Annotated in this window: 28 protein-coding genes and 1 riboswitch; of the genes, 11 read left to right on the forward strand and 17 right to left on the reverse strand. The window is 34.3% G+C overall.

What is annotated here, in order from left to right:
• Nucleotides 1-161: 161 nt before the first annotated feature.
• The 4 genes from ACLHG9_RS11425 to ACLHG9_RS11440 all read right to left on the reverse strand — a co-directional run bounded on the left by ACLHG9_RS11425 (nt 162) and on the right by ACLHG9_RS11440 (nt 2,470).
• Nucleotides 162-626, reverse strand: a complete 465-nt coding sequence (locus ACLHG9_RS11425; protein ID WP_410221615.1) for an RES family NAD+ phosphorylase — start codon at nt 624-626, stop codon at nt 162-164.
• Nucleotides 623-1,051 carry a hypothetical protein gene (locus tag ACLHG9_RS11430; protein ID WP_410221616.1) on the reverse strand — a complete coding sequence of 143 codons (429 nt, stop codon included), beginning with the start codon at nt 1,049-1,051 and terminating at the stop codon, nt 623-625. The genes ACLHG9_RS11425 and ACLHG9_RS11430 overlap by 4 nt, the downstream gene beginning before the upstream one ends.
• A gap of 68 nt (nt 1,052-1,119) precedes the next feature.
• A complete protein-coding gene (locus ACLHG9_RS11435; RefSeq protein WP_410221617.1) occupies nt 1,120-1,812 on the reverse strand; it encodes an SIR2 family NAD-dependent protein deacylase in 693 nt (230 codons plus the stop codon).
• A gap of 76 nt (nt 1,813-1,888) precedes the next feature.
• Entirely contained in the window at nt 1,889-2,470 is a 582-nt protein-coding gene (locus ACLHG9_RS11440) for a DUF6580 family putative transport protein (protein WP_410221618.1), read from the reverse strand.
• Nucleotides 2,471-2,646: 176 nt separating this feature from the next.
• Between ACLHG9_RS11440 and ACLHG9_RS11445 the strand changes: the two genes are divergently transcribed.
• Nucleotides 2,647-3,846: a serine hydrolase gene (locus tag ACLHG9_RS11445; RefSeq protein ID WP_410221619.1), complete on the forward strand. Its 1,200-nt coding sequence runs from the start codon at nt 2,647-2,649 to the stop codon at nt 3,844-3,846.
• A 55-nt stretch (nt 3,847-3,901) separates the two neighbouring features.
• Here ACLHG9_RS11445 and ACLHG9_RS11450 read toward each other — a convergent pair whose 3' ends face one another.
• From ACLHG9_RS11450 to ACLHG9_RS11470, 5 genes are all read right to left on the reverse strand, one after another.
• Nucleotides 3,902-5,773 (reverse strand): TonB-dependent receptor plug domain-containing protein, encoded by a 1,872-nt coding sequence (locus tag ACLHG9_RS11450; RefSeq protein WP_410221620.1) that lies wholly within the window; start codon nt 5,771-5,773, stop codon nt 3,902-3,904.
• A gap of 94 nt (nt 5,774-5,867) precedes the next feature.
• Nucleotides 5,868-6,052, reverse strand: a riboswitch (cobalamin riboswitch).
• A 43-nt stretch (nt 6,053-6,095) separates the two neighbouring features.
• Nucleotides 6,096-6,977 carry a polyphosphate kinase 2 family protein gene (locus tag ACLHG9_RS11455; RefSeq protein WP_410221621.1) on the reverse strand — a complete coding sequence of 294 codons (882 nt, stop codon included), beginning with the start codon at nt 6,975-6,977 and terminating at the stop codon, nt 6,096-6,098.
• Nucleotides 6,978-7,037: 60 nt separating this feature from the next.
• Nucleotides 7,038-7,919, reverse strand: coding sequence for an exopolyphosphatase (locus tag ACLHG9_RS11460; protein WP_410221622.1), 882 nt, complete (start codon nt 7,917-7,919; stop codon nt 7,038-7,040).
• Nucleotides 7,919-9,979, reverse strand: a complete 2,061-nt coding sequence (gene ppk1 / locus ACLHG9_RS11465) for a polyphosphate kinase 1 (RefSeq protein ID WP_410221623.1) — start codon at nt 9,977-9,979, stop codon at nt 7,919-7,921. Before ppk1 ends, ACLHG9_RS11460 begins: the two co-directional genes overlap by 1 nt.
• A 91-nt stretch (nt 9,980-10,070) precedes the next feature.
• Nucleotides 10,071-10,784, reverse strand: a complete 714-nt coding sequence (locus ACLHG9_RS11470) for a hypothetical protein (protein ID WP_410221624.1) — start codon at nt 10,782-10,784, stop codon at nt 10,071-10,073.
• Between the two features lie 65 nt (nt 10,785-10,849).
• Here ACLHG9_RS11470 and ACLHG9_RS11475 point away from each other — a divergent pair, with 65 nt between their 5' ends.
• Entirely contained in the window at nt 10,850-11,341 is a 492-nt protein-coding gene (locus tag ACLHG9_RS11475) for a YajQ family cyclic di-GMP-binding protein (protein WP_410221625.1), read from the forward strand.
• Nucleotides 11,342-11,408: 67 nt separating this feature from the next.
• Entirely contained in the window at nt 11,409-11,858 is a 450-nt protein-coding gene (locus tag ACLHG9_RS11480; protein WP_410221626.1) for a GNAT family N-acetyltransferase, read from the forward strand.
• A 57-nt stretch (nt 11,859-11,915) separates the two neighbouring features.
• Here the strand turns inward: ACLHG9_RS11480 and ACLHG9_RS11485 are convergent, their stop codons facing one another.
• Nucleotides 11,916-13,229, reverse strand: coding sequence for a nicotinamide mononucleotide adenylyltransferase (locus tag ACLHG9_RS11485; protein ID WP_410221627.1), 1,314 nt, complete (start codon nt 13,227-13,229; stop codon nt 11,916-11,918).
• A 134-nt stretch (nt 13,230-13,363) separates the two neighbouring features.
• The gene (locus tag ACLHG9_RS11490) at nt 13,364-13,798 is read right to left on the reverse strand and encodes an Hsp20/alpha crystallin family protein (RefSeq protein ID WP_410221628.1); all 435 of its coding nucleotides are present in this window, start codon (nt 13,796-13,798) and stop codon (nt 13,364-13,366) included.
• A 140-nt stretch (nt 13,799-13,938) separates the two neighbouring features.
• On the opposite strand from ACLHG9_RS11490, the gene ACLHG9_RS11495 reads away from it, so the two are divergent.
• Nucleotides 13,939-14,358 carry an acyl-CoA thioesterase gene (locus ACLHG9_RS11495; RefSeq protein ID WP_410221629.1) on the forward strand — a complete coding sequence of 140 codons (420 nt, stop codon included), beginning with the start codon at nt 13,939-13,941 and terminating at the stop codon, nt 14,356-14,358.
• Here the strand turns inward: ACLHG9_RS11495 and folB are convergent.
• Nucleotides 14,355-14,714 carry a dihydroneopterin aldolase gene (folB, locus tag ACLHG9_RS11500; protein ID WP_410221630.1) on the reverse strand — a complete coding sequence of 120 codons (360 nt, stop codon included), beginning with the start codon at nt 14,712-14,714 and terminating at the stop codon, nt 14,355-14,357. The two genes, ACLHG9_RS11495 and folB, sit on opposite strands and share 4 nt — an antisense overlap.
• Nucleotides 14,715-14,837: 123 nt before the next feature.
• Between folB and ACLHG9_RS11505 the strand changes: the two genes are divergently transcribed.
• The 3 genes from ACLHG9_RS11505 (at nt 14,838) to ACLHG9_RS11515 (ending at nt 16,870) form a co-directional block, all read left to right on the forward strand.
• On the forward strand, nt 14,838-16,028 hold the full coding sequence (locus ACLHG9_RS11505) for an acyl-CoA dehydrogenase family protein (RefSeq protein WP_410221631.1): 1,191 nt from the start codon (nt 14,838-14,840) through the stop codon (nt 16,026-16,028).
• A gap of 7 nt (nt 16,029-16,035) precedes the next feature.
• Complete coding sequence (locus ACLHG9_RS11510; protein ID WP_410221632.1) at nt 16,036-16,422, forward strand: SRPBCC domain-containing protein; 387 nt, start codon at nt 16,036-16,038, stop codon at nt 16,420-16,422.
• A gap of 229 nt (nt 16,423-16,651) precedes the next feature.
• Nucleotides 16,652-16,870, forward strand: a complete 219-nt coding sequence (locus ACLHG9_RS11515) for a DUF3185 family protein (protein ID WP_410221633.1) — start codon at nt 16,652-16,654, stop codon at nt 16,868-16,870.
• 56 nt (nt 16,871-16,926) lie between these two features.
• Here ACLHG9_RS11515 and ACLHG9_RS11520 read toward each other — a convergent pair whose 3' ends face one another.
• Nucleotides 16,927-18,090, reverse strand: coding sequence for a redoxin family protein (locus ACLHG9_RS11520; RefSeq protein WP_410221634.1), 1,164 nt, complete (start codon nt 18,088-18,090; stop codon nt 16,927-16,929).
• Nucleotides 18,091-18,221: 131 nt separating this feature from the next.
• On the opposite strand from ACLHG9_RS11520, the gene ACLHG9_RS11525 reads away from it, so the two are divergent.
• Together ACLHG9_RS11525 and ACLHG9_RS11530 are read left to right on the forward strand one after the other, a co-directional pair.
• Nucleotides 18,222-19,685, forward strand: a complete 1,464-nt coding sequence (locus ACLHG9_RS11525; protein WP_410221635.1) for a sensor histidine kinase — start codon at nt 18,222-18,224, stop codon at nt 19,683-19,685.
• A 3-nt stretch (nt 19,686-19,688) separates the two neighbouring features.
• Nucleotides 19,689-20,372 (forward strand): response regulator transcription factor, encoded by a 684-nt coding sequence (locus ACLHG9_RS11530; protein WP_410221636.1) that lies wholly within the window; start codon nt 19,689-19,691, stop codon nt 20,370-20,372.
• A gap of 2 nt (nt 20,373-20,374) precedes the next feature.
• Here the strand turns inward: ACLHG9_RS11530 and corA are convergent, their stop codons facing one another.
• Complete coding sequence (gene corA / locus ACLHG9_RS11535) at nt 20,375-21,493, reverse strand: magnesium/cobalt transporter CorA (protein ID WP_410221637.1); 1,119 nt, start codon at nt 21,491-21,493, stop codon at nt 20,375-20,377.
• A 9-nt stretch (nt 21,494-21,502) separates the two neighbouring features.
• Nucleotides 21,503-22,111, reverse strand: a complete 609-nt coding sequence (locus tag ACLHG9_RS11540) for a WbqC family protein (RefSeq protein ID WP_410221638.1) — start codon at nt 22,109-22,111, stop codon at nt 21,503-21,505.
• A gap of 36 nt (nt 22,112-22,147) precedes the next feature.
• On the opposite strand from ACLHG9_RS11540, the gene ACLHG9_RS11545 reads away from it, so the two are divergent.
• Both ACLHG9_RS11545 and ACLHG9_RS11550 read left to right on the forward strand, forming a co-directional pair.
• A complete protein-coding gene (locus ACLHG9_RS11545; RefSeq protein ID WP_410221639.1) occupies nt 22,148-23,017 on the forward strand; it encodes a lysophospholipid acyltransferase family protein in 870 nt (289 codons plus the stop codon).
• A gap of 1 nt (nt 23,018) precedes the next feature.
• Nucleotides 23,019-24,035, forward strand: coding sequence for a glycosyltransferase family 2 protein (locus ACLHG9_RS11550; protein ID WP_410221640.1), 1,017 nt, complete (start codon nt 23,019-23,021; stop codon nt 24,033-24,035).
• Between the two features lies 1 nt (nt 24,036).
• On the opposite strand, the gene ACLHG9_RS11555 is transcribed toward ACLHG9_RS11550, so the two are convergent.
• Both ACLHG9_RS11555 and aroQ read right to left on the reverse strand, forming a co-directional pair.
• Complete coding sequence (locus ACLHG9_RS11555) at nt 24,037-24,768, reverse strand: TlpA family protein disulfide reductase (RefSeq protein WP_410221641.1); 732 nt, start codon at nt 24,766-24,768, stop codon at nt 24,037-24,039.
• 5 nt (nt 24,769-24,773) lie between these two features.
• Nucleotides 24,774-25,196, reverse strand: a complete 423-nt coding sequence (aroQ, locus tag ACLHG9_RS11560) for a type II 3-dehydroquinate dehydratase (RefSeq protein WP_410221642.1) — start codon at nt 25,194-25,196, stop codon at nt 24,774-24,776.
• Nucleotides 25,197-25,229: the final 33 nt, after the last annotated feature.

The raw sequence follows: 25,229 nt of genomic DNA on the forward strand, positions 1-25,229 counted from the left end.
GGTTAAAAAAAGCTTGTTAATAAATTAAAAGTTTACACATTAACATATAAATATCTTGATTTTCAACAATATAAATAATTAAACAAAATATTATTTTGGCTCATATTATACCAAATAAATGCAAAGTAAGATCTAAATTAGCTAAATAAGCACAATACAATCTAAAGCAGTTTATTTAAAAATCTAAGGTCGGCAGCAAGATTAAATCTTCTTTTAAAATTAACTTCTTTAAAAAAAGAAGAACGCGTATTGATTACATAATTCCGTTCAAAAGGTACAAGAACTGAAGGCACAGAAAAAGCAAGAATAGAGTGGTCTTCTAAAAACTGGCTCCCTATCCATTGGGTATAATGAATATCTTCCTCCCAGTTTTGAGTAAGTTTTTTATCATCAACATTTAAAATAATTCCACTTTCATCTGGCAATTCTATTTCTAATAAAATCATATCTGTCATTTGTTCTTTTGCTTTGGCATGAACAAATTTTTCTAGAAAAGCCAATGATACATGCTGACTGGTATAGAGACAAGGGGTATTTATTTCATTCCATCTTCCTCCAAATAATTTAGCCCCAATTCCTTCCTTGTCATCGATGTATTTTACATGAGCTATTCTATATACGATCATATATAAACACCATAAAGAATACGCCCCAGTTCATTACTAATTAACTTTACGCCCCAAAATGATTGTAAAGCCGAAAAATCAAGTATCTTACCCAATACATCCTTGGGCTCTTGAAGCCACAATTTAACTTCATTTGCATGATCAAATACCTTAAGAGCAAGATCTGCCATATTTTCTAACTGATACAAGTGCTCTGCATATAGGCCTTCAAAAGGTTTATGTTCTTTTAAATAGCGCTGCAAGGTTCTATCACTTATATGCAGGATAGTAGCCCACTCTGCCTGGTTAAAAAGTAATTTTTTATTAAGCGCGTTAAATTTTGTAATGGAGTACTCATTTAGTTTTTTACCTGATGTATATAAAATTTCAGGCTCTGAAGCAATTTGTATGGGTAAATCTTGTATTTTATATTTTATATTTTTCATAAAAGAGAAATTTGTCACACCAATATATGACTTTTTTCTCGTTTTAAAAATTTCACAACACAATTAACTTAAACATTCGCATTAAGCATAGAAAGAAAATCTGCCATACCTTCTGTTGCTTTTTTGTGTATCAGTATAATGTTTTTATAGTGCTTAACATTAGGAATATCCGGATCTATAACATATTTAAGCGTGTGATCAGGAACATAATCTACTAATCCTGCAGCCGGATAAACAGCAAGCGAAGTACCGATTAATAAGAAAATATCTGCTGTTTGACAAATTTCTGAGGCTTCCTCAATCTTAGGTACGGCTTCTCCAAACCAAACCACATGTGGTCTTAATTGCGAACCTAATTCACAATGATCTCCCATTTTAAGTTCACCTCCATCTATAGGATAAATAAGATCTGAATCTATACTCGATTGCGCATAAGTGATAAGACCATGTAAGTGTGTAACGTTTTGCGATCCGGCTCTTTCATGCAGATCGTCTATATTCTGGGTAATAATATGAACATCGAATTGATTTTCCAGTAGTGCTAAAGCTTTATGAGCAAAATTAGGCTCAGCATTTAAAATCTGTTGGCGTCGCTCATTATAAAACCGTTGAACTAATTCAGGGTTGCGTCTCCACGCTTCAGGCGTAGCCACATCTGTTACCTGATAACCCTCCCACAAACCATCCGCACCTCTAAATGTTTTCAAACCACTTTCTGCACTTATACCTGCTCCTGTTAATACAACTAATCTCTTTTTCATATTATAAATTTAAAAAAAATACCCTTTTACATTTTAAGTAAAAGGGTATTTTAAAGGGCTTTTTCTAAATCCTTACTTACTGGACTTTACTTGTTAAAGATAACCAAGGATATTTAGCTTTTATTAATTCAAAAGTAGTGAACATTAATACCGAATAAATTAATGTACTATACAAAAATCTTAGTTCAAAAGGTATAGCAGCAACTAAACAAGCCCAGAAACCAGCTGAGGTTTGAGGATAAAATGTTGAGCCGTACCAGACACCAAAATCAGAAATAATCCAATGCAAAAATACAGCTACTAAAGCAGCACCTGCCGCATTTACAATGTTTACCTTTTTAAGCATTACGTGTCCGGTCATTATCATGGCAAATAAAGCCAGATAAGTATAATACCAACCTTGGTAAAAACCATAATCAACCCCTTTAACAAAGACAAGTAATAAATCACTTACCAAAAGTGTAGATACAGTTATTAATACAGCTAACCAGCTTTTTTTATAATATGCGCCACTAAAAAGCGCTACTGCTCCAATACCGGAAAGATTAGCTAAAAACTCTGCTCCAGGCATTATCGGAGCTATTACTCTTAAAACAATAACTAAAGCTATAAAAGCCCATATAATTGCGGTTCTTAAATTAGATTTGTTTTCCATCATTCATCTTATTTACTTAACAAAAGTAGCTAAATATGTTATAAAAATATATTTTTATAACTAATAAAGCATTTTTACCTGTACATATGGGTTTTTGCCTATCTTTAAAATTAAACAAATTGCTAATCATGCTTAAACGATATTGCTTATTAACACTATTTCTCTTATCAAATGTTGCCATGGCACAAAAAACAGATACCGTTTTCTTAAAGAAGTTAATGGAAAGTAAACCCGAATTGTTTTCGAGCATACTTAATCATCCTACCAAAAACGAGGTTCAGATTATGTATACTCAAGTAAGCCGTGATAAAAACAATAAACCGAGTTTCACCACTTACAGCTATAATTTTAATCCTGTACGTTATTTTTACCCTGCAAGTACAGTTAAGCTCGCTGCTGTAATTTTTGCTCTTGAGAAAATCAATGAATTAAAAGTACCAGGCTTAACAGCCAACAGCATCATGATCACTGATACTGCTTTTAAAGGCCAAACCAAAGTTACAGAAGATCTCAGCGCTGCAAATGGAAAGCCATCTATTGCACATTATATTAAAAAAGTTTTACTGACCAGCGATAATGATGCTTATAACCGCTTGTTTGAATTTATTGGAAGAGCTGAAATCAATGCCAAGCTTAAAAAATACGGAATGACCGAAAGTCGGATTCTAAACAGGTTAGCTATAGGCGACGGCGGAGAACGTGAAAAAAACACCAATCCCATCCGTTTCTATAATGGAGACCTGTTAGTATACAGTCAGGCACCACAATACGATCCTAAAGATTATCCTTTAAAATTAACCAATCTTATTGTGGGTATAGGTTATATGGATTCTAATGAACAATTGGTAAATAAACCTTACAGTTTTGAGAATAAAAATGTTTTTACGGTTAAAGATCAGCAATCATTAATGAAACGCTTAATGATACCTGAGGCTTATTCAAAAAAAGAACAGTTTAACCTCACGCCTGATGATTACAAACTCATTTATACTTATATGAGCAAACTTCCCACAGAAAGTGATTATCCTAAATATGACCCTAAAGAATTTTGGCCTACTTATGCTAAAATGCTTTTTTATGGAAGAGAAAAAAATGCTGTGATTGAACCTAATATAAGGATATTTAATAAATATGGCGATAGTTATGGTTTCATTATAGACAATTCTTATTTTGTTGATTTTAAAAATAAGGTTGAGTTTTTTCTTACAGCCGTAGTACAAAGCAATGAAGATGGCATTTACAACGATGGGAAATACGAATATGAAACAGTATGTTACCCTTTCATGAAAAATCTGGGTCGTAGTATTTATGAGTATGAATTAAGCAGAAAAAAAGAACATCTGCCTGATTTAAGCCGTTATATTATGAATTACAAATAACATTATAAAAAAAGCCTGATGAGAATCAGGCTTTTTACTGTATAATACTGATTAATTAAAAATTAAAGCTCAGACCTGCATTGAAATTAAAACCCATGGTGCTATAGCCTATAATCTCGGTATATTTTTCATTAGTGATGTTTTTCAAATCAGCAAATAATTTAATCCGTTTCTTTGCTAATTCGTATTCGGTATAAAAATCAACCAGCTGATAAGATCTTAAGGTTACATTTGTTGAAGGCCACGTACTGAAATCGCTGTCAATTCTTGAACCTGTATATTTATAATTTACACTGAAGAATAAATGATCAGTTGCTTGAACACCTAAATTTGCTCCATAAATATCTTTAGGGCGACGTAACAAGATTTCATTAGTCGTATTTCCTGAAATCTGTTTTCCTTTAAAGTAGGTATAGTACCCGTTAAGCGTAAATTTTCCAAATTTAAAACTCGGCTCAATTTCAAATCCTTTATCGTCTTGTTTATCTTGGTTAATATAACCTGTGGTATAAACAATAGCATCTGTTAATTTACGCTTAAAGCCCACCACACGCAAACCAATTTTATTGCTTAGTAGGTTAAGATTGAAACCTGCTTCATAATTCGTGGCTTTTTCAGGTTTCAGGTCTAAATTTGCTCCCCATCTGCCAAATAACATATCTAATGTAGGTGCTCTGAAAGCAGATGAAACCGTACCGAACAAGCGTACCTGTTCTATAATATTTATACTTGGTGTAATTGCGTAAGTATAATTCTCTCCATATTTACTATGTTTATTGTAACGTCCGCCTACTTCTAAGTTAAATATACTTAGATCGTGCAAAAACAATGATCCATAAGCACTAAACAGATTAATAGAAGGTTTTGAAGTACCAGAAGCATTATAATAAGTTACATCTGTAGCTCTGTTATCAATTCCTAATAACAAATTTAATTTTTTACCAATTTTCTGGTTATAGTAGAAATCTATAAGATCAATGGTTCCCTGGTATTTTCCAGCATATGAGCCAAAATATTCTCTAAATGCGTTCTGATGGCTATAATTTAATGTAAATTTTGTTTCGCCCAAATCATAAACGGCATTGGTACCTACATTTAAGAAACGGTACAGAGAGCTGTTCTTTGAGTCGGTAAAAGCTCCATCATCATAATCAAATGTGCTTTGGTTATAACGGATAAAAGGGTTTACACTAAATTTAGGATCTAACTGAATACCAAAATTAGCATTAACCGCATCTTGTTTAGCACCATCTTTATCAAAAATAGCTGTACTCCCTTCAGGCAAAGCGGCTTCAGAAATACCATCTGTTTTTAAATGCGAATAGCTGATATTATAAGTGAAATTATCAACTCGGCTATTTAAACCAATTGTACCTTTATAAGTATTATAACTTCCTCCAGTTGCCACGCCGTACACATTGTTACCTTTAGTTGCTTTTTTCTTGGTTATAATATTGATAACACCTGCAACAGCATCTGAACCATAAAATGTAGATTGACCTCCTCTAATAACCTCTATTCGCTCTACCTGATCAACAGGAAATAATCTCAAGTCAAAAGTAGTAATTGCACCCGAAGCATCATTTACTGGCACACCATCTATCATTATTAATGTATAAGCAGCAGCAGCTCCTCTAAAAAATACGCCTTTGTCTTTACCGATATTGCTTCCCGCACCAACAACATTAATGGCGGCCTGTTGATTTAGTACTTCAGCAAGATTACGTCCCGCACTGCGTGATAATTGCACACTGTCAATCACAGTAACTACTTTACCCGTTTGCGATTGTTTCTGGTCATTTTTTGTGGTAGTAATCACCACTTCATTTAAAGATTTGGCTTCTTGAGCAATAGCCTGATTTCCCCATAATAGGGCTAGCTGTACAAGTCCTAGACTTGCTGCACCTAATTTAGTTTTTTTGTTCATTGAATGTGAGTTTTTCACACAGCAACAGCAAAAAGAAAAGAAATGAGTAATACGTTGATGTAAGGCTCATTCCTAGCTTCAATCCCCGAAAGCTATGAATAACAAACCCTTAGGCAGGTCTTCTGACTTACTCCCGATTTTTGGTCTTCCCCTAACTAAGTTAAAGTGACATTGAATCAAAAATCGTTAAAGAGCTTACAGCTGCGGGACAGTTATGGAATTACACCATATTCCCTTTTAATTCCGGTATTACCGGAAACCCAAAAGCGGCAGCAAATTTAGAATAAACTATATTAACATCAAAAGAAAGCGACAAGAATGTTTACTTCTCATCTAACAGTTGTTGTTTCAGATTTTTTAACTGTTCCTTTTCCTCTTCGGGCAATTGAGGATACTTGAGATTCAAATTTTTCAATGTATCTTTCAGAACCTGGCTTACTGCTAATCGGCTATACCATTTTTCATCTGCAGGAATAACATACCAAGGTGCGTTTTCTGTAGAAGTTTCTTTTATTGCTTCTTCGTAGGCATCCATATATTTATCCCATAAAGCACGTTCTTTTAAATCCCCTGCAGAAAATTTCCAGTTCTTCGTTTCATCATCCATACGCTCTAAGAAACGTTTCTTTTGTTCGTCCTTTGAAACATAAAGAAAGAATTTAAGTACAATGGTTCCGTTATCGGTAAGATGCTTTTCAAAAGAACGTATACTCTCATAACGGTTTTTCCAGAAATCCTTATCTATCTGTTTAACATCACTTATCCCTCCAATATTCTCACTCAAAATATACTCCGGATGTACTTTACATACCAAAACATTTTCATAATGTGATCGGTTATGAATGCCTATCTTTCCTCTTTCAGGTAAAGACCTGTAATGTCTCCATAAAAAATCATGCTTATATTCTTCGCTGCTTGGAGTTTTAAAGCTATACACTTGGCATCCTTGTGGATTTACGCCCGACATTACATGCTCTATAGCACTGTCTTTACCTGCCGCATCCATAGCTTGTAAGATAACTAAGATCGAATAAGTACCTGCCGCATACAGTACACTCTGTAATTTTGATAATTCGGCTTTAACCGTTGCAAGGTCTTCTTTAACGGTATCTTTATCTAAATGCCCTTTATAATCGGTATCAAAATTTTTAAGTTTAAACTTGCCATTGGTTGGCGCAAGATATTTAGTTGTGTTTGTACTCATAAATTTAATTTATATCAGATATAACTCAAAAACAGGCCTCTTGTTTTATTCGTCTTTGTTTTATAGATTTTCTTCTATCAGTAAGTTAATAATACCGTCTACCATCCCCACCCTTGGTACAAATATTTGCTTAATCCCCGTCCATTTCATAATGGTAAGGTAGATTTCACATGCAGGTACAATTACATCGGCTCTATCCGGGTTAAGCTTAAGAACCGAAATACGTTCTTTTAGAGAATAACCTATTAACTCATTATAAATTGCTTTGAGCTTTAAGAAAGAAAGTGGCATGTCGTCCTTCTCTCCTGAAATACGAAAAAGCTTATTGATATTTCCCCCTGTACCAATACCTGCTAAATTTTTAAGGTCTTTGGTATGAGATTTCACCCAATTCTTCATCTCCGTCCAAGTTTCTTCCTTATCCTGATTATCTAATATACGAATAGTGCCTATATTAAATGATTTGGATGCATGCAACTGCTTGTTAACAAATACTGATAGCTCTGTACTTCCCCCACCAACATCTATATAAAGATAATTTTTTTTGGTATCTAAATTTTGCTCTATGTGGTTAGCATAAATAATTTTTGCCTCACGTTGCCCTTCAATAATCTCTAAATCTATACTGGCTTCTTTTTTTACTTTTTTTATAATCTGGCTACCATTCTGAGCTTCACGCATAGCCGATGTAGCACATGCCAAATATGCCGATACATGGTAAACATCCATTAAATTTTTAAAGGCAACCAATGTTTTTACCAACTCTTCGGTTTTTTTTGGAGAAATCTTTTGATCTAGAAACGCATCATCTCCCAAACGTAAAGGCACCCTTACCAAGGTGTTTTTACGATAAGTGTACACCCCTTTTTCATTTTTTGAAATATCTGCAATTAATAACCTTACTGCGTTAGAACCTATATCTATAGCTGCGTATCTTAGCATTATATCTGGTGTTTTGTTTTTAAATAATTATAGGTTTGCACTTGTGCCCTAACCTTTGTATTCAGTCTGTTTTTATGATATCTATTATCATTTTTCTGGTTAATGTCTCGAGCTTTGACATTATCTTGTAACTGAAACTCTATAATATCTCTTATCTCCTGTTTTACATCCGGGTCTAATACTGGAAATCCTACCTCTACCCTGTGCTCAAAATTTCTGGTCATCAAATCTGCTGATGACAGATACATCTCTTCTTTCTCATTATTTCCATAAATAAACACACGGGCATGTTCTAAAAATTTATCAATAATACTAATTACGGTAATATTTTCACTAAATCCTTTTACTCCGGGCACAAGACAGCAGATTCCTCTTACAATTAACTTAATTACTACACCTGCATTACTGGCCTCATAAAGTTTAGTTACTATGCCCTCATCTGCCAAACTATTAACCTTAAAGATCAGATAAGCATTTTTTCCTGCTTTAGCGTATTTAATTTCCCGATCAATTAACGAATAGATTTTATTTCTAGATTCTAAAGGTGAGACGATTAAATGTTTAAAATCTTTGGTTACAACTCGTTTATTTAAAGCGATAAATAACTTAACCAGATCTGCGGTGATCTCTTTTTTAGAAGTAAAAACACTATGATCGCAATAAATTCTCGCGGTTTTTTCGTTAAAATTTCCTGTTGCCAGATTAGCGTAATAGTTTACCTTTCCTTTTTCTATACGTTTTACAAGACATATCTTTGAGTGTACCTTATAATCTGTTAAGCCATAATTTACGTTAACACCTTCTTCTAATAGCTTATTGGTCCAGAATATGTTTGCATTCTCATCAAAACGAGCCTTAAGTTCTACCAAACAGTTTACTTTTTTACCATTTTTTGCTGCATTGATCAATGCATTAATTACTTTAGAGTTTTCTGCTAAACGGTAAAGTGTGATATTAATCTCTGTAACTTTAGGGTCTATGGCTGCTTCGCGAAGAAACAGAATGATGTAATCGTAAGATTCATAAGGTAAATGTACAACATAATCACGTTCAGTAATTTTCTTAAAAATACTTTCTGTACGGTGTAATCCGTTAATCTTTAAAGGTTCTGTAGGGGGATATTCCAATGCTTTACCTCCTACGTTCGGAAAATTGATAAAATCGCCAAAACGGTGGTACTTATTACCGGGTATTAATCCTTCAGGTTCTATCTTTAGCTTACTTACTAGTACGCTTAACATCTCAAAAGGCATTTCACTATCATATAACAGACGCATAGGTTTTCCTTTTTTTCGTTTATCCAAACTGGCTTTTAGCTCGTCAATAAATTTATCGCTTACATTTTTATCAAAATCCAGTTCGGCATCACGGGTAAGCTGAATAGAAAATGCTTCTAATTGATTGTAATTAAATACATAGAAAATATCATCAAGACAATATTTAATGATATCTTCTAACAAAATAAGGAATTTCAATTCATTAGTTTCAGGTAATACCAAAAAACGAGGCAAACTATCTGGTAATTCAATCAGGGCAAATTTTTCGTGCTTCTTTTGGTAGTCTTTACCTAAACGCACAAAAAAATATAAACTTCTGTCTTTGAGCTCTGGCAATGGCTTACTCAGATCAAGCATTAATGGCACTAGGTTAGATAAGATTTTATCTCTAAAATGGCTACGAACAAATTCACCCCTTGTAACATTCAACTGGGTATTATTCAGTATGAATATTTTATTTTGGGCAAGTTCTGTCATTAAGGTAGCCTGAAAAAGATGTTCGAATTTTCGCTCGTGTTTAACAACAATATTTTTAATCTCATTAAGCACCTTTTTAGGATTAAATCCTAAAAGTGCTTTGGCCTTATCATTTAAATTTACCAAACGGCTTAGTGTAGCTACCCTTACTCGGTAAAACTCTTCGAGGTTGGAAGAAAAAATGGCCAAAAACCTAATCCGCTCAATTAACGGAACGGTTTCATCGGCAGCTTCCTGCAATACACGTTCATTAAAATAAAGCCAGCTAATTTCTCTGTTTAAAAACGGGAGCTTCTGTTTTGCCATAATTCAACAAAAAATCCCCAAATGGGGACTTTTTCAAATCTCTGTAAATTAATGTTAAGTTATTATTAATTGTTGTAGCTCATTAAATAGATTAGGCATTTATAATATTTTTAGCATCTGATGCTGCTTTAGATACCGCTTTATTTGTAGAATCTGTTTTATTCTCGGTAGCAGCCGGCATTTTTGAAGCTGCAGCAGATGCTTTTGAAGCCGCAGGTTTAGTGGTTTTAGATACTGCTTTAATCGCAACAGCCTTAGTTGCACTTTTAGTTTTGGAAGGTGCTGTGCTTTTAGTAGTAACTGCCTTTTTTACACTTGTTTTTACAGGTTTAACATGGTCTTTTATTTCTTTCTTCACAGCTGTTACCTTTTCTTCTGTTTGAGCGGCTACCTTTTTAATGGCATTGGCCACTTTTTCTTCTGTATTTACAGCAGCCACTTTTACACTGCTTACTACCGGTTTTGTGGCTTTGCTAACTTTACTGCTCAGCTTTTTATCCATCTGTTTTACCAATTTTTTCGCGTCTTTTTTAGCCGTTTCTACTTTTTTCTCTATTTCGGGTTCTTTAGCTTTAATCGCTTCTATTTTATCACTTACCTTACCTTTTACCTTTTTAACTTTCTTAGAAAGTTTTTTTGCCATGGCTTTACTTGCTGCTGCTATTTCACTCCCCAAACTCTCTGCATTATGCCCAAGGTCTTTAAGAGCTTCCATAAATTTTTGGCTCAATGTTTTTTCTATGTTTTTTTTGGCAGCTTTCTTTGCCGAGGTCTTTTTTGAAGACTTGCTTTTAGCGGTTTTCATATTTTTTTGTTTTATTTGTAGGTAATTAAATTTAACATTTTCTTTTTTAATTTAAGCAAGAACACATGCCAAGTTTTGATATTGTTAGCAAGATTGATGGTCAGCTATTAGATAATGCTATTAATAACGCTAAAAAAGAAATCCTGAACAGATACGATTTCCATACCTCTAAGAGCTCTATTGAGTTAGATAAAAAAACAAACTCGATTGAAATCCTTACTGAAGATGACATGCGTTTAAAGGCCATAACAGATTCCATCATTTCCCGAATGATGAAACAACACTTAGATCCAAAAAGTTTGGATTTTGGCAAAGAAACCATTGCATCAGGCAATATGATCAGAAAACAGATCAAAGTTAAAGAGGGCATTGATAAAGAAACTGCAAAAAAAATCGTTGCTAAAATTAAAGACAGCAAATTAAAGGTACAGGCTTCTATGATGGATGACCAGGTTCGGGTACAAGGCAAAAATATCGACGACCTGCAAAAAGTAATTGCTTTATGCCGTAGCGAAGATTTTGGGCAGCCTTTACAATTTATTAATATGAGAAATTAAGTTGATCGCTAAATTGATTTGTTTTTAGCACTGAAAACGAGAATTAAGGACCGAGAACCACTAAAAAATGGAAATCAAAGAAAACGGCTTTATTTTTTCAGATGACCGTAATTTAGTTGATGTTAAATCTGTACATCACTACTTAAGCACACAATCTTACTGGGCAAAGAACATTCCGTTTGATATTGTGAAAAAATCTATAGAAAACTCTCTCTGTTTTGGGGTTTACAAAAATCAACAGCAAATAGGTTTTGCTCGTTGGATTACTGATAAAGCCACTTTTGCTTATTTATGTGATGTTTATATAGAAGAAACCCATAGAGGCTTAGGTTTATCAAAAAAACTAATGTCGCTTATGCTGTTTCATCCCGATTTGCAGGGGCTACGTCGCTACCATCTGGCTACTTTAAACGCCCATGGTTTATATGAACAGTTCGGTTTCAAACCCATAGAAAACCCCGAGAGGCACATGGGTATTGTATTTAAAGATTTGTATAACCAAACAAACGATAATTAACCAACTTAAACTCTTCTATATTTATCAATAACAATCTTTATCGCATGCTTTTTTGGCCTATACTGTTTTTACTTCTCCTTCGTTATAATCTTTGATATCAGTAATATATCCGTTTAGCAGTAAGAAATCAAACAAAGGCTTAGCTTCTGGCGATACTGGCATATTTTGCGTGGTAATTACTGTATTGGTTTTCTTATCTAAGAAAGGATAAGCAAACAACCTGATATTTCTGCTAAACATATCGTTCACATAGCTCAATAAATGTCCCGTATAATTCTCACCAAAATTGGCAGAGTTAAATACAAACTTAAGATTGTTAATATTGGTAGACATACCTACACTATGTGGCTTACATCTGTCTAAATATTTAGCCAAACGGTTTTTGCGTGCAAAGTTAGATACAATTACATAGTTACCTGTTTTACACATTTCCTCAGCACGTTTTGCCACTGCTTCCAGATCAACATCATCCTGTGCTTCAGTACCATCAGTTAATACATTGGTAATCAAAACCTCAATCAGTACTCTAAGATTTTCATCAGCTACATGATTAACCCGCTTAAATTGGTCAATTGCTTTATTAAACAAACTGAAGTTAGGATTAGATTTTTGTCCATACTTGGTACGTAAAATCATTACATCTTTTTTATAGAGCAAATCTTTTGCCTGACGCGGTTGTGCATCAGGATCAAAAATAGAAGCAGCCGAAAAATCTTTAACCACCAGATATAAATTCAACAATAGGTTATTTACATTTTTAAATGCCGGTCCGTTAACCGAGATCAGATCTATTTCTACAGAACCTACATTTAAATTATCTACCAATGATTCTATCATGGTTTTGGGATCGTTGATATAATAAAAAGCTGCATAAATAAGGTTTACACCTATAACCCCTAAAGACCATTGCTGGTTCAATACATCGGTATCTAATAACCGAACGTGAAAATGGATCTCACTTGCTTCTCCTGAAGATTCGGTTTGAAAACGCAGACCAATCCACCCATGGGGATCATTTGTTTTTGCGTAGTTTAATGTAGTAACTGTATTTGCAAAAGCGAAAAAGGTTTTATCTTGATATTTCTCTCCATGCAAACGCTCAACCAATAGCGAGTATTCGTGATCAAGCATTTTGGTTAAACGGTTCTGGCTTACATATCTGCCTGAATCCTCTGCACCATAAATAGAATCACTAAAGGTCATATCATAAGCCGACATAGTTTTGGCAACTGTCCCTGAGGCAGCACCGGCATTAAAAAATGCTCTGGATACTTCCTGCCCCGCACCTATCTCGGCAAAAGTGCCATAAATTTTCGGGTCTAAATTTATATTTAAAGCTTTACGCTTGGTATCAAGTATTTCACGTTGCATGGCGCAAAATTAGACAAATTGAGCGGGTTTTAAAACTACATACGTAATTTGGAACATTTCTGAAAAGAGAAGATTAATAAATGAAAAAAGGGCCGCTTTTAGCTGACCCTTTAAACAAACAAACTAACTATGAATTATGAAATTTTTATTTCCCTGTGCTGCAATTTAGCTTCCTCTTTTTTAGCAATGCTGATGGTTAAAATGCCATTTACATACTCCGCATTAATCTTATCCTGATTTACGTGGTCAGGCAATAAAAAAGATCTAGTGAATGAAGTGTATCCAAATTCTTTTCGGGTATAACCTTGTTGCTCGTCATTTACTTCCATTTTATTTTCAACCTGAATGGTTAAATCATTTTCCTTTAATTCTATTTTAAAGTCCTCTTTAACCAAACCAGGTGCAGCCAGCTCAATTTTATACTCGGTTTCTTTCTCAATAATATTTACTGCAGGCATTTTGTGCATACCATAATTTTTGTTGAATGCCTCGTTAAACAAACTATCAAATACATTGTTAAAATAAGGCGTGTTATTTCTTGTTCTGTTGTTAAATTTTACTAAGTTCATTTTATATTACCTCCAATAATTATTTTAAATTTTCTGTTACTCAATATCAACAAAGCTTATTCCAAGTCAATTTTTTATTAAAAACAAGACAAAAAGACATACAAAAACGTTAAAACAAGACAAAAAGACAGCAAAAACTAATGACAGATATCTTTAAATACAAAACAAGCGTAGAAATCAGATTTGCGGATCTCGATGCTTTCGGACACGTAAACAATGCTACTTATTTAACTTATATAGAGGTTGCAAGAACCAAGTATTGGAAACAGATGATTAAATGGAACTGGAAAAAAACAGGTATAGTAATAAGGGAGGTTAACATCAGTTATATAAAACCCATAGTATGGGGCGATAAGATTTTTATTTATGTGCGTACTTCTAAAGTAGGAAATAGTAGTTTTGATATTGAGTATAAAATTGTAAAAAAAGAAAAAGAAGGAGAAATATTATGTTCTATTGCTAAAACAATATGTGTTGCTATTGATTTAAAATCTAAAACCTCTACACCCATCCCTGAAACTGAGCGGCATAGAATGATGGAATTTGAACAATTACATTAATTACACTGATATTTTAACTGAACAAAAGAATGCCCAACCTGACCGGGCATAGGTGGATTTATTTTCCTTATACCTATAGTTATGGCATCAATAAATATATAGGTAGATAAAATCTTGTCTATCATATTTCTTACAACAGTTTCCAGCAGTTTTTGCGTATTACGCATTTCTTCTATTAATATTTGGTTTAATACTTCATAGTTCACTGTACGTTCCAAATCCTCTGTGTTTCCTTTGGGCTCAAAAGCAACTTCTACATCCACTATAAAATGGTTTCCAGTTAACTGCTCCTCAGGGTATAAACCATGAAATGCATAAAATTTAACATCTTTTAAGGCTACGGTTTGTGTAAACATCTTGATCTGTAATTATTTTGTGCTACAATATTAATTAAAATAAAAATTAGGCCCCGTTTTTATCAGCCCTTACTTTAAATTATTAACTTTGGTTCCAACCAATAACTTAAATCCAATACAAACATGAGCAAATCAGCAAAAAAAGACTTATACGAAGCACCTGATTATTATTTAATTGACGAATTATTATCTGAAGAACACCTTTTAATACGTGCAACAGTTAGAGACTGGGTAAAAAAAGAAGTAAGTCCTATTATTGAAGATTATGCACAAAGAGCCGAATTTCCTAAACATTTACTCAAAGGCCTTGGCGAGATTGGTGCCTTTGGCCCTACTATCCCTGTTGAATACGGCGGAGCCGGTTTAGATTATACAGCTTACGGGATTATTATGCAGGAAATTGAGCGTGGCGATTCTGGTATCCGCTCTACCGCATCGGTACAAGGCTCTTTAGTTATGTATCCTATTTATGCTTATGGTAGCGAAGAAATGAGAAAGAAGTACCTTCCTAAGTTAGCCACTGGCGAGTTAATGGGCTGTTTTGGTTTAACAGAACCTGATTTTGGCTCTAACCCAGGAGGCATGGTAACCAACATTAAAGATAAAGGTGACCACTTTGTATTAAATGGCGCCAAGATGTGGATTTCTAATGCTCCTTTTGCTGATATTGCCGTAGTTTGGGCAAAAGACGAAGAAGGCAAAATTAGAGGTATGGTAATAGAACGCGGCTGGGAAGGTTTTAGCACACCTGAAACGCATAACAAATGGAGTTTAAGAGCCTCTGCTACAGGAGAACTTGTTTTTGACAACGTTAAGGTTCCTAAAGAAAATGTATTTCCTGACATAAGAGGGTTAAAAGGTCCGTTGGGATGTTTAAACCAAGCCCGTTACGGCATAGCATGGGGAGCTTTAGGGGCAGCAATGGATTGCTATGACACCGCTTTAAGATACAGCAAAGAACGTGAACAATTTGGCAGACCAATTGGTGGTTTCCAGTTACAACAAAAGAAACTGGCCGAAATGATCACAGAAATCACCAAAGGACAGCTTCTGGTTTGGCGCTTAGGCAAGTTAAAAAGCGAAAACAGGGCTACTCCCGAACAAATATCCATGGCAAAACGAAACAGTGTTGAAATTGCATTGGATATTGCCCGTAATGCACGTCAGATGTTAGGAGGAATGGGAATTACCGGAGAATATCCTATTATGCGCCATATGATGAACTTGGAATCTGTAGTTACTTACGAAGGTACGCATGACGTTCATTTACTAATTACAGGTATGGATGTAACGGGCTTAAACGCTTTTAAATAGCTAACAATTGAAAACATTTAAAAAATATATAACTCTTCCCGCTCCTCCCGATGAAGTTTATCTGGCTTTAACCAAAGCGCAGAGCATTCAGCTATGGACAGGCGCAGAAGTAAATTTTGTTGCAGAAACGGATCAGGAATTCTCTTTATGGGATGGTGATATTGTAGGTAAGAACTTATTTTTTGAAGAAAACAAGAAAATAGTACAACAGTGGTATTTTGGCGAAGATAATGAAGCTTCTATCGTAACCATAAAACTACATCCCGATAAAAAGGGAACTTCTCTTGAGTTTGTTCAAACCAATATCCCTGATGAAGATTATAATGATTTTACAGAAGGCATACAAGAATATTATTTAGGAGGATTGATAGACTTTTTTGAAGAAGATTTTTAGTATGTTTTCTTATAGATTTGGATTCTTCCGTCATCCGTACTTGATATGGAACCTTTCAAATAGCTTTTAAACAAGTTTAAAATGACGTATACAAATATTTGTAAGAGCTTAAGCAACAGGGCAAAAGAATATTTTTAATCTTTCTTTTTTTCTCCATTTTAGAATTATACAAACCTTAATAACAATCTGATGTTATATTTAACAACATTAAGGCAGAAAGGAGAAATTTATGGGCAGATCATTAGGTATACTTCTTATTGTAATTGGTTTAATTCTTTTTATATGGACCGGATTTACTTATACCCAAAAGGAAAAAGTAGTAGATGCAGGCTCCATAGAAATTACAGCCGACAGACAGAAAAATGTAAGCTGGCCACCTTATGTAGGCGGTGTGGTTTTATTGGTAGGCTTAATTGTTTTTATTTCAAGTAAAAAACAAAAGGATTAGCTCTTTAAAGCATTTATACTGCCTGATTGCCAAGAACTCAGGCAGTATAAATAATGTTATTCTATAGTAAGCATATCTATTTTCCTGTTTGCTTTTTCTAAACGCAACCCCATATTGCTAAGTATTTTGGTTAAACTCTGTATATTTTCAGAAGCAAAGCTGAATTTAATATCAAATTTTTCATGATTACCTGTTTCATCAAGAACAAATTTACCATAACCAAATATTTCTAAAAAATCTGCAAAATCATTCATGGTTATACCTTCCTGATCTATTTCACCATGTCGGGCAAAATAGGTTCTTTTACCACTGGTATTCCGGGTAATTTTATTGAACAGATTTTGGTCTTCAATTTTTAAAAGTAGAACCTCTTTATTTTGGGGTGTGATGTTTGCGTGTAAATTAAACTTAGAGGCCAGCTCTGTTTTTAAGGCAGGTATCAAATCCTGAGGTTTTTCTACAATAAGATCTAAACAATACCTGGTTTTATCTTTGGCTTTATCTATAGTTCTTCCATAAGGAAAATCTCCGAAAGCACGCATGTACATATTGTTTAGGCCTACATTTATAAAGGTTAATCTCCTGTCTTTAAAATTACTGTCTAATGCAAAAGTATGGAGCATGCCAGGCCCCCCCTTAATTTCAGGTTGCCATAACACTCTCTTTTTAATCGTATCAGGTACTTTAAAATAAGTCTGTATATAGTCTGTAGTTAAATTATCTGTTTTAAGATTAATTTTAGGTTTTTGCCTTACCCATAAACTATCTATTATTTTTCCGGTAATGTCTTCAGGGGCAGAAGTTGCAAATAAGTTTCCTTCTGTATCTATTAAAACGCTATGAGGGATAACTGCAAAAGGAAAATATTTTCTTAGCGTTTCCGCCCCATCAATAGCAAACCACAATTTAAAAGGTTTATTTTTGAGAAATTGACGAATACGCTCTTCTTTTTCACTGGTAACGGTAATCACCTGTAATTTATCTTTATATTTTGCCTGCATTTGCTCTAAATGTGGCATTGCCGATATACAAGGACCGCACCAGGTAGCCCAAAACTCTATCCAGATAATTTTCCCTTTAAAATCTGCCGATCTGAATGATTTTGAAGGTACATTCAAAACAGTATCTAATGTAAAATCTGGCACCTTGGCCCCTATTTTTATTTGTTGTGCATAGCTTATTCCTGTCATCAATAACAGGCATAGAATAATTTTTTTCATATCGCTGTTTTTATACAAAAGTGCTGCTAAATGAATAAGGGCGGGGTTAACAAAAGTTAATCTAAGTTAATTAGTGTTAACACCTCAGTTTTTACACTTCAATAAACTTATGTTTGTGCATGCAAAAGAATATGCGTTTTATTTTAGTACTCATGAGCTGCTGTGTGTTAAGCATTACCGGCCTACAGTTGTACTGGAATTACCGCAGCTATAAAACCGTTACAAAAAATTTTAAAATTGAGATAAATCAGGCTTTGAACAATGCCGTTAATAGCGAAATGGAATGGCGGCGCAACCAAATGGTTAAACAGGTTAAAAGCTGGCTTGCCGACACTTCTTTATTTACCATTGACTGTGACATCAAGAACCGTGACAGTAATACGGTATTTACTTTACAAGACACGCACCCCCGTTTTTTGGAAGATACCAGCAGACGTACAAAATTCTTTAAGATTGGCCTAGCAAAATTCACTAAAAAACTTAAAAAAATCACTCCCGAAGCTAAAGAAATCTTCATCAATCATTTTGCAGAAATAGTATTTAAAGAAGATATTAAAGATGGTGCTATATTTTATTACACCCAAGGTTTGGGCGACAGTATAAATGTGATGATGAATGCCAGTAAGGCAAATCTACAACAGTTAGAAAAATTTCTTAAACAGGAACTAAAACAACGGGATATCAATTCGCCTTTCGCCATCAATGCTCAGGCAACTAAAGATGCTAAAAAATACTTCGTAAGTGAAAAAGTAAATGTTTCTTTAAGAAGGCCATTTGAAAAAGAATGGGTACAACTTACACTTGAAAACCCCAATACTTTTTATTTCAGAGAAATGAAATGGGTTATTATCACTTCTTTATTGTTGATCGGAATCACCATCTTTTCTTTTATCTATACTATAAAGACTTTGCTCAGGCAGCAAAAACTGGTACTGATCAAAGATCAGTTCATCAGCAATATGACACATGAATTTCATACCCCTCTTTCATCAATACAGGTAACAACAGAAGCCCTTGAAAGATTTTCATTAGATCCTGAAACGCAAAAACAATACTTAGAAATCATTAAACAACAAGCCGGGAAATTAAATGATCTAACCGCTCAAATTTTACAAAATGCCAAATTGGAAACTTTAGGGATTACCATACAGGAGAACATTGATTTAGTAAGTCTTCTTAACGAGTTAACAGAAGAATTTGGACAAAGAACAGCTATAGACTTGTCTTTTAGCCATCAGAACCTTAAAGCGGCTATTATTAAAGGTAGCAGAAATGATTTAAAGAACGCTTTAAGCAATTTATTAGATAATGCATACAAGTATAATTTCAATCCTTTGAAAGAAATACGCATTGTATTAAGCCACAAGAATAATCGTTACCAAATCCGCATATCAGATAACGGCATAGGTATTTCTCCCGAATTTAGAGATAAGGTATTCGAGCCTTTTTTCAGAATAAATGCTACTGATAACCATGATGTAAAAGGATATGGATTAGGTTTAAGTTATGTTAAAAAAGTAATGGACCTACATAAAGCATGTCTTACCATAACCAACAACGGATCTAAAGGCAGTATATTTACCATTGAATTTTAAATCATGAGCAAAATACATATCCTACTTGTTGAAGATGAACCCTCGTTAGCCCGTGTAATTAGCGATAGTCTTGCACAGCAGAATTACAGTGTTACAATTGCAACAGATGGTAAAAAGGCTTACAACACTTTTCTTAACGGATATTTTAACTTATTAATCTTAGATGTAATGCTACCTCATACCGATGGCTTTACACTTGCCCAACAAATCAGGCTGATAAACAAACAGATACCATTGCTATTTTTAACTGCAAAAACTGAAACCAAAGATGTAATTAAAGGCTATGAAAGTGGCGGTAATGACTATTTACGCAAACCATTTAGTTTGGATGAGCTTTTTTTAAGAGTTGCCGAATTACTTAACCGCCATAAAAATGTGCCTGATAAAATGTCCGGACAGATAAATATTGGCAAGTACCTCTTTAAATATGAAAAACAGGAACTTTGGTATAATCAAGAACTGATCAGATTGTCTAACCGTGAAACTGAACTTTTATTTCTGCTATATAAACATAAGAATGCCATTACAGAACGAAAAGCAGCACTTACTTTAATCTGGGGTGATGACAGTTTTTTCAATACCCGTACCATGGATGTTTTTATTACCCGATTACGTAAACATCTGCAAAAAGATTGCAGTGTAGAAATTCTCAATATAAGAGGAATGGGTTATAAGCTGGTATGCTGAGCTTATTTAAACCAACCTTTACGCCAAAAATACAGGATTTGTAAAATTGCAATGATTGCCATTACAATAATTGTATATAAATAACCATGTTCCTGATAAAGCTCAGGCATGTTCTGAGGCATGATTTTTCCGGTAACAGGGTCTTGCTTTGAAAAATTCATTCCATAGATACCTGCAATAAAAGTAAGCGGAATAAAAATGGAAGAAATAATGGTAAGCACCTTCATGATCTCATTCATTCTGTTACTTATAATAGACAGGTACATATCAATATTGGTAGCGGCAATCTCTTTTATAGACTCTACCATATCAATAATCTGCACACAATGATCATAAGCATCTTTGATAAACAATCTGGTTTGTTCGGTAATCAAGCTGCTATCGCTGCGTAGAATATCATTCATCTTATCGCGTTCGGGCCATACTACCCTTCTCATGGCGATCAGATCTCTTTTGATCATCTGCGTTTCAAACATTACACTTTTATCGGGCTTATCCAGCAAACGATCTTCTATCATATCTAAACGCTCATTCCATACATTCAAGATAGAAAAATAAGAATCTACCACCATGTCCATTAAGGCATAGAGTAAATAACCAGAGCCTGCAATCCTGATATTGCCCTTACCTACTTTAAGTCTTTTACGTACTGCCCCTAAACAATCATCGTAGTTTTCTTGCAGGGTTATCAAGGTATTTTTGGTAAGGATAAATGAAAGCTGTTCATTCCAAAGACTTTCATCTGGATCTAAACGCAACATCCGGCTGATCGCAAAGGCATATCCATCGTATTCTTCAAATTTTGGACGGTGATAGCTCCTTGTAATATCCTCCAAAACCAGTCTATGTACATTAAACTCATCATTCAGCACCTCAAACATCCTCGCAGATTTAAATCCCTTGATATCTATCCAATACGTATATTTCTTATCCGCGATCTTTTCTTTGATGCCATCCAAATTATCAAGTATCACTTCTTCATAAGTATCCTGATTATAAATATGGAGAGTAATTTTTGGAGTTAATGATTTCTCATCAATATACACATAGCCGGGCGAGGTTCCCGGTTCAGGTATGGCATACTGTTTCCTTTTGCGTGAATGATATTTGGATTTAGCCATGCTGGATGATTAAAAGTATAATTTAGCTTGTGGTCCCTGGTTAAATAACAAATCTACAATACTAAGGTTCGATATAAATTCATTTCTATCGCTAAATACCTGGAAATAAGGTTTCCCTTCAATCTGAGGTACGTTCTTTTTTGTAAAAGCCATACGGTAATCATCAGCTGCATCCACATCTTGCTGGTAAGTATTTGTAAATGTAAAATGATGATCAACCTTAAGGTGTTTTAAAACCCAGTTCAATAGCTCCTGATTGTAATCGAAAAGAAAAGTATATCGCTTTTCATAAAATGGAGCCAGGCTGTCTTCATAAAATTCAAAATAGGCCGAACTACGGTAACAAGCCTGCAGGCTTAGCCACTGCAAACGCTGCCATTTTACATCGTAACTAATCTTTACATCTTTAAAAGGGGTATGAATCTTAGAGCCTTTTGCAACAGGAACGGTTAAATCTAAACTACCATTTGGTGATGCTATAGTTGCCCTGTTTCTGTAAGTCTGCTTAGGGAAATGTTCAAATTTCTCTAGTAAAATGTTATAATCATAAGCCTTTAACAAAGTAAAGTAGTTTATAGGTGGAAGGTAAAAAAGTGGAAATATGGCTGTTTTTTGCATCTGATATTTTATGTTTGCATTACAGTTGCCAAATTAATGATTAAAAAAGGTTTTTCTTACATCGGTATTTACTTTTTACACCTATTGTCATTTCTTCCTTTTTGGTTTTTATATACGCTATCAGATATTTTGTACTATCCCATATATTACCTGATAAGATATAGACGACAAATAGTCCGTAAGAACCTGTTAAATGCTTTTCCGGATAAAGAACTTGCCGAAATCATACAGATTGAAAAAAAACATTACCGCTATCTTACAGATTTAATGTTTGAAATTGTAAAACTTAGTTCAATAAGCAAACCAGAGCTTTTAAGCAGGGTAAAAATGAAAGAACACGAACAAGTTCAAGCTTATTTAAAACGTGGCGAAAGCACCATATCCTGTACCGGACATTATGGTAATTGGGAAATGTGCATGGTTGTTGCTGGTATAGAGTTTTATGCCGATTGCAATGTAATCTACAAACCTATCAATAACAAAACCTTTGAAAGTTGGTTTAACCGGTTACGTAGTCGTTTTGGTAATACCTTAGTAGCCATGAGACAAACACCAAGACAGGTTATAGCTACTAAGAACGAAACCACTATGTTTTGTTTTGCCAGCGATCAAAGTCCTGTACGTAGCGAAGTGCAATACACTTTAAACTTCTTAAATCAATCTACCGCCGTACTTATGGGTTTGGAAAAAATTGCCCGACAAACCAACAGGCCAGTTTTTTACTTTGAATTTAACCGGGTAAAACGAGGTTACTATGAAATTGTAGCCATACCTTTATGCTTAAATCCAAAGCAAACCAAAACGCATGAAATTACAGATTTGTTTTTTAAGCATTTAGAGCAAACCATTAACAAACAACCCCAATACTGGTTATGGAGCCATAATCGGTGGAAACTAAATCATTAATATGAAACCTAGTGTAGCAGTTGTGATCTTAAACTGGAACGGCAAGCTTTTATTAGAGCAGTTTTTACCTTCTGTGGTAAAAACTGATTATGAAAACCTGCAGCTCATTGTAGCAGACAATGCTTCTACAGATAACTCTGTTGCTTTTATAAAAGAAAATTACCCACAAATAAGCCTTATTATCAATACTCAGAATTATGGTTTTGCCCAAGGCTATAATGAAGCTCTTAAGCAGGTTGAAGCAGACTATTTTGTATTATTAAACTCTGATGTTGAGGTTGGCAAAAACTGGATAAGCCCAGTAATTGAACTAATGGAAAGCAATAAGCAGATAGCCGTTGCACAACCCAAAATCAAATGGTTAAAGCAAAAAGAACTGTTTGAATATGCTGGTGCTGCCGGTGGTTATCTGGACAATTACGCTTTTCCGTTTTGTAAAGGACGTATTTTTGACGAAGTAGAGAAAGATCATAACCAGTACAATAACAATGAAGAGATTTTTTGGGCAAGTGGTGCCGCTTTCTTTATCCGCAGTGCAGACTGGAAACTTGCCAATGGCTTAGACCCCGATCTGTTTGCGCATATGGAAGAAATTGATCTGTGCTGGCGCTTAAAAAATATGGGTAAAAAGATCTATTACTGTGCGCATGCTGAAGTTTATCATTTAGGTGGTGGAACACTCAATACTTCAAGTCCTTTTAAAAATTATCTTAATTTTAGGAACAATCTTATTATCATGCAAAAAAACCTCCCTTTTGGAGAGGCTTTTACTAAAATTTTTATCCGGCTTTGGATAGATCTTGCCGCCTGGTTACAATTTTTCTTAAAGGGTAACTTTAAATTTGCCTTTTCTATCAATAAAGCACATTTTCATTTCTTTACTGGATTCTTTAAAAATTCTGCCAAACGCAGTAATCACCAGATCAGTTTTAAAAAGCATACCGGAACCTATCCTAAAAGTATTGTATGGGCGTACTTTGTCCATAAAAAGAAGAAGTTCATTGATTTGGTTTTTTAGCTTATTTAGCTTCCGCTTCTATTTGCTCTTTTATGGTTTTATCTACCCAGTAAACAGTATTTGAAGCTAGACCATAAGTACTGAATTTAATTAAACCGTCTTTTCCTATAATTACATGCGTAGGATAACTTCTAACACCGTATTTCTCTGAATAATAACGGCCATCATCTATAATGTTATATTTAAAAGGATTTTGCTTTAAAAAGCTTTTAAGGCTTGTGGCATCATCTAATGCAATAGCCAAAAATACTACATCTTTGTTTTCTTTATACTTCTCTACCAGTTCATTCAGGTCAGGAATTTCTGCCTTACATGGCGGGCAATTGATAAACCAGAAATTTAATACGTAAATTTTCCCAGTTTCTTTCTTCATATCAAATCTAGTCCCATTCAAATCTCTAAATTTTTCAGCATTGAATTTGCTTCCTTCTTTAAAAACCTCTGCTGTTCTTGGTTTAGGTAAAGTAGATGCTCTTTCATCCGAACGTTTCTTACGAGCCAGCTTTTCTTCATCTGTAGTTTTATAAATAAAAAATTCAAACTGGTCGCTTTCTTTATTTTTAAGTCCTTTAAGGGAATACTCTCCTTTTTCAGTCATCTTTTTCCAGATCACATAAGGGTAAATCATCCCTGTGCTGTCTTTTACAATGGTATTCTGGTCTAACTTAGGAATAGTTTGCCCGTATGATTTCAATACCGCAAAGAGGGTAAGAAAGATAATTAGTTTTTTCATATTTCTTAGTTTTGGTTTAAAAAGCTTTCTATTGCCAAACGGTATCCATCTAAGCCAAATCCCGTTAATACACCTTTGCAGTTTTTTCCGGTCAAAGAAACGTGTCTATACTCTTCACGGGCATAAATATTGGATATATGCACTTCTACAACTGGTGTTTGAATACCTGCAATTGCATCTGCAATAGCTACCGATGTATGTGTATAAGCCCCTCCGTTTAAAATAATTCCATCATAGCTAAAACCTGTTTCATGTATCTTGTTAATCAGCTCTCCTTCTACATTACTTTGAAAATAATCAATTTCTATGATACTGTAGAGTGTTCTTAGCTTCTCTATATATACTTCAAAACTTTCAGCTCCATATATAGTAGGCTCACGTAAACCCAATAAATTTAAGTTTGGGCCATTTATAATCTGTATTTTCATAATTTATAACTGCTGATGAGTTAAGTGGTGTCT

Source organism: Pedobacter sp., from assembly GCF_046462515.1.
Classification (GTDB): Bacteria; Bacteroidota; Bacteroidia; order Sphingobacteriales; family Sphingobacteriaceae; genus Pedobacter.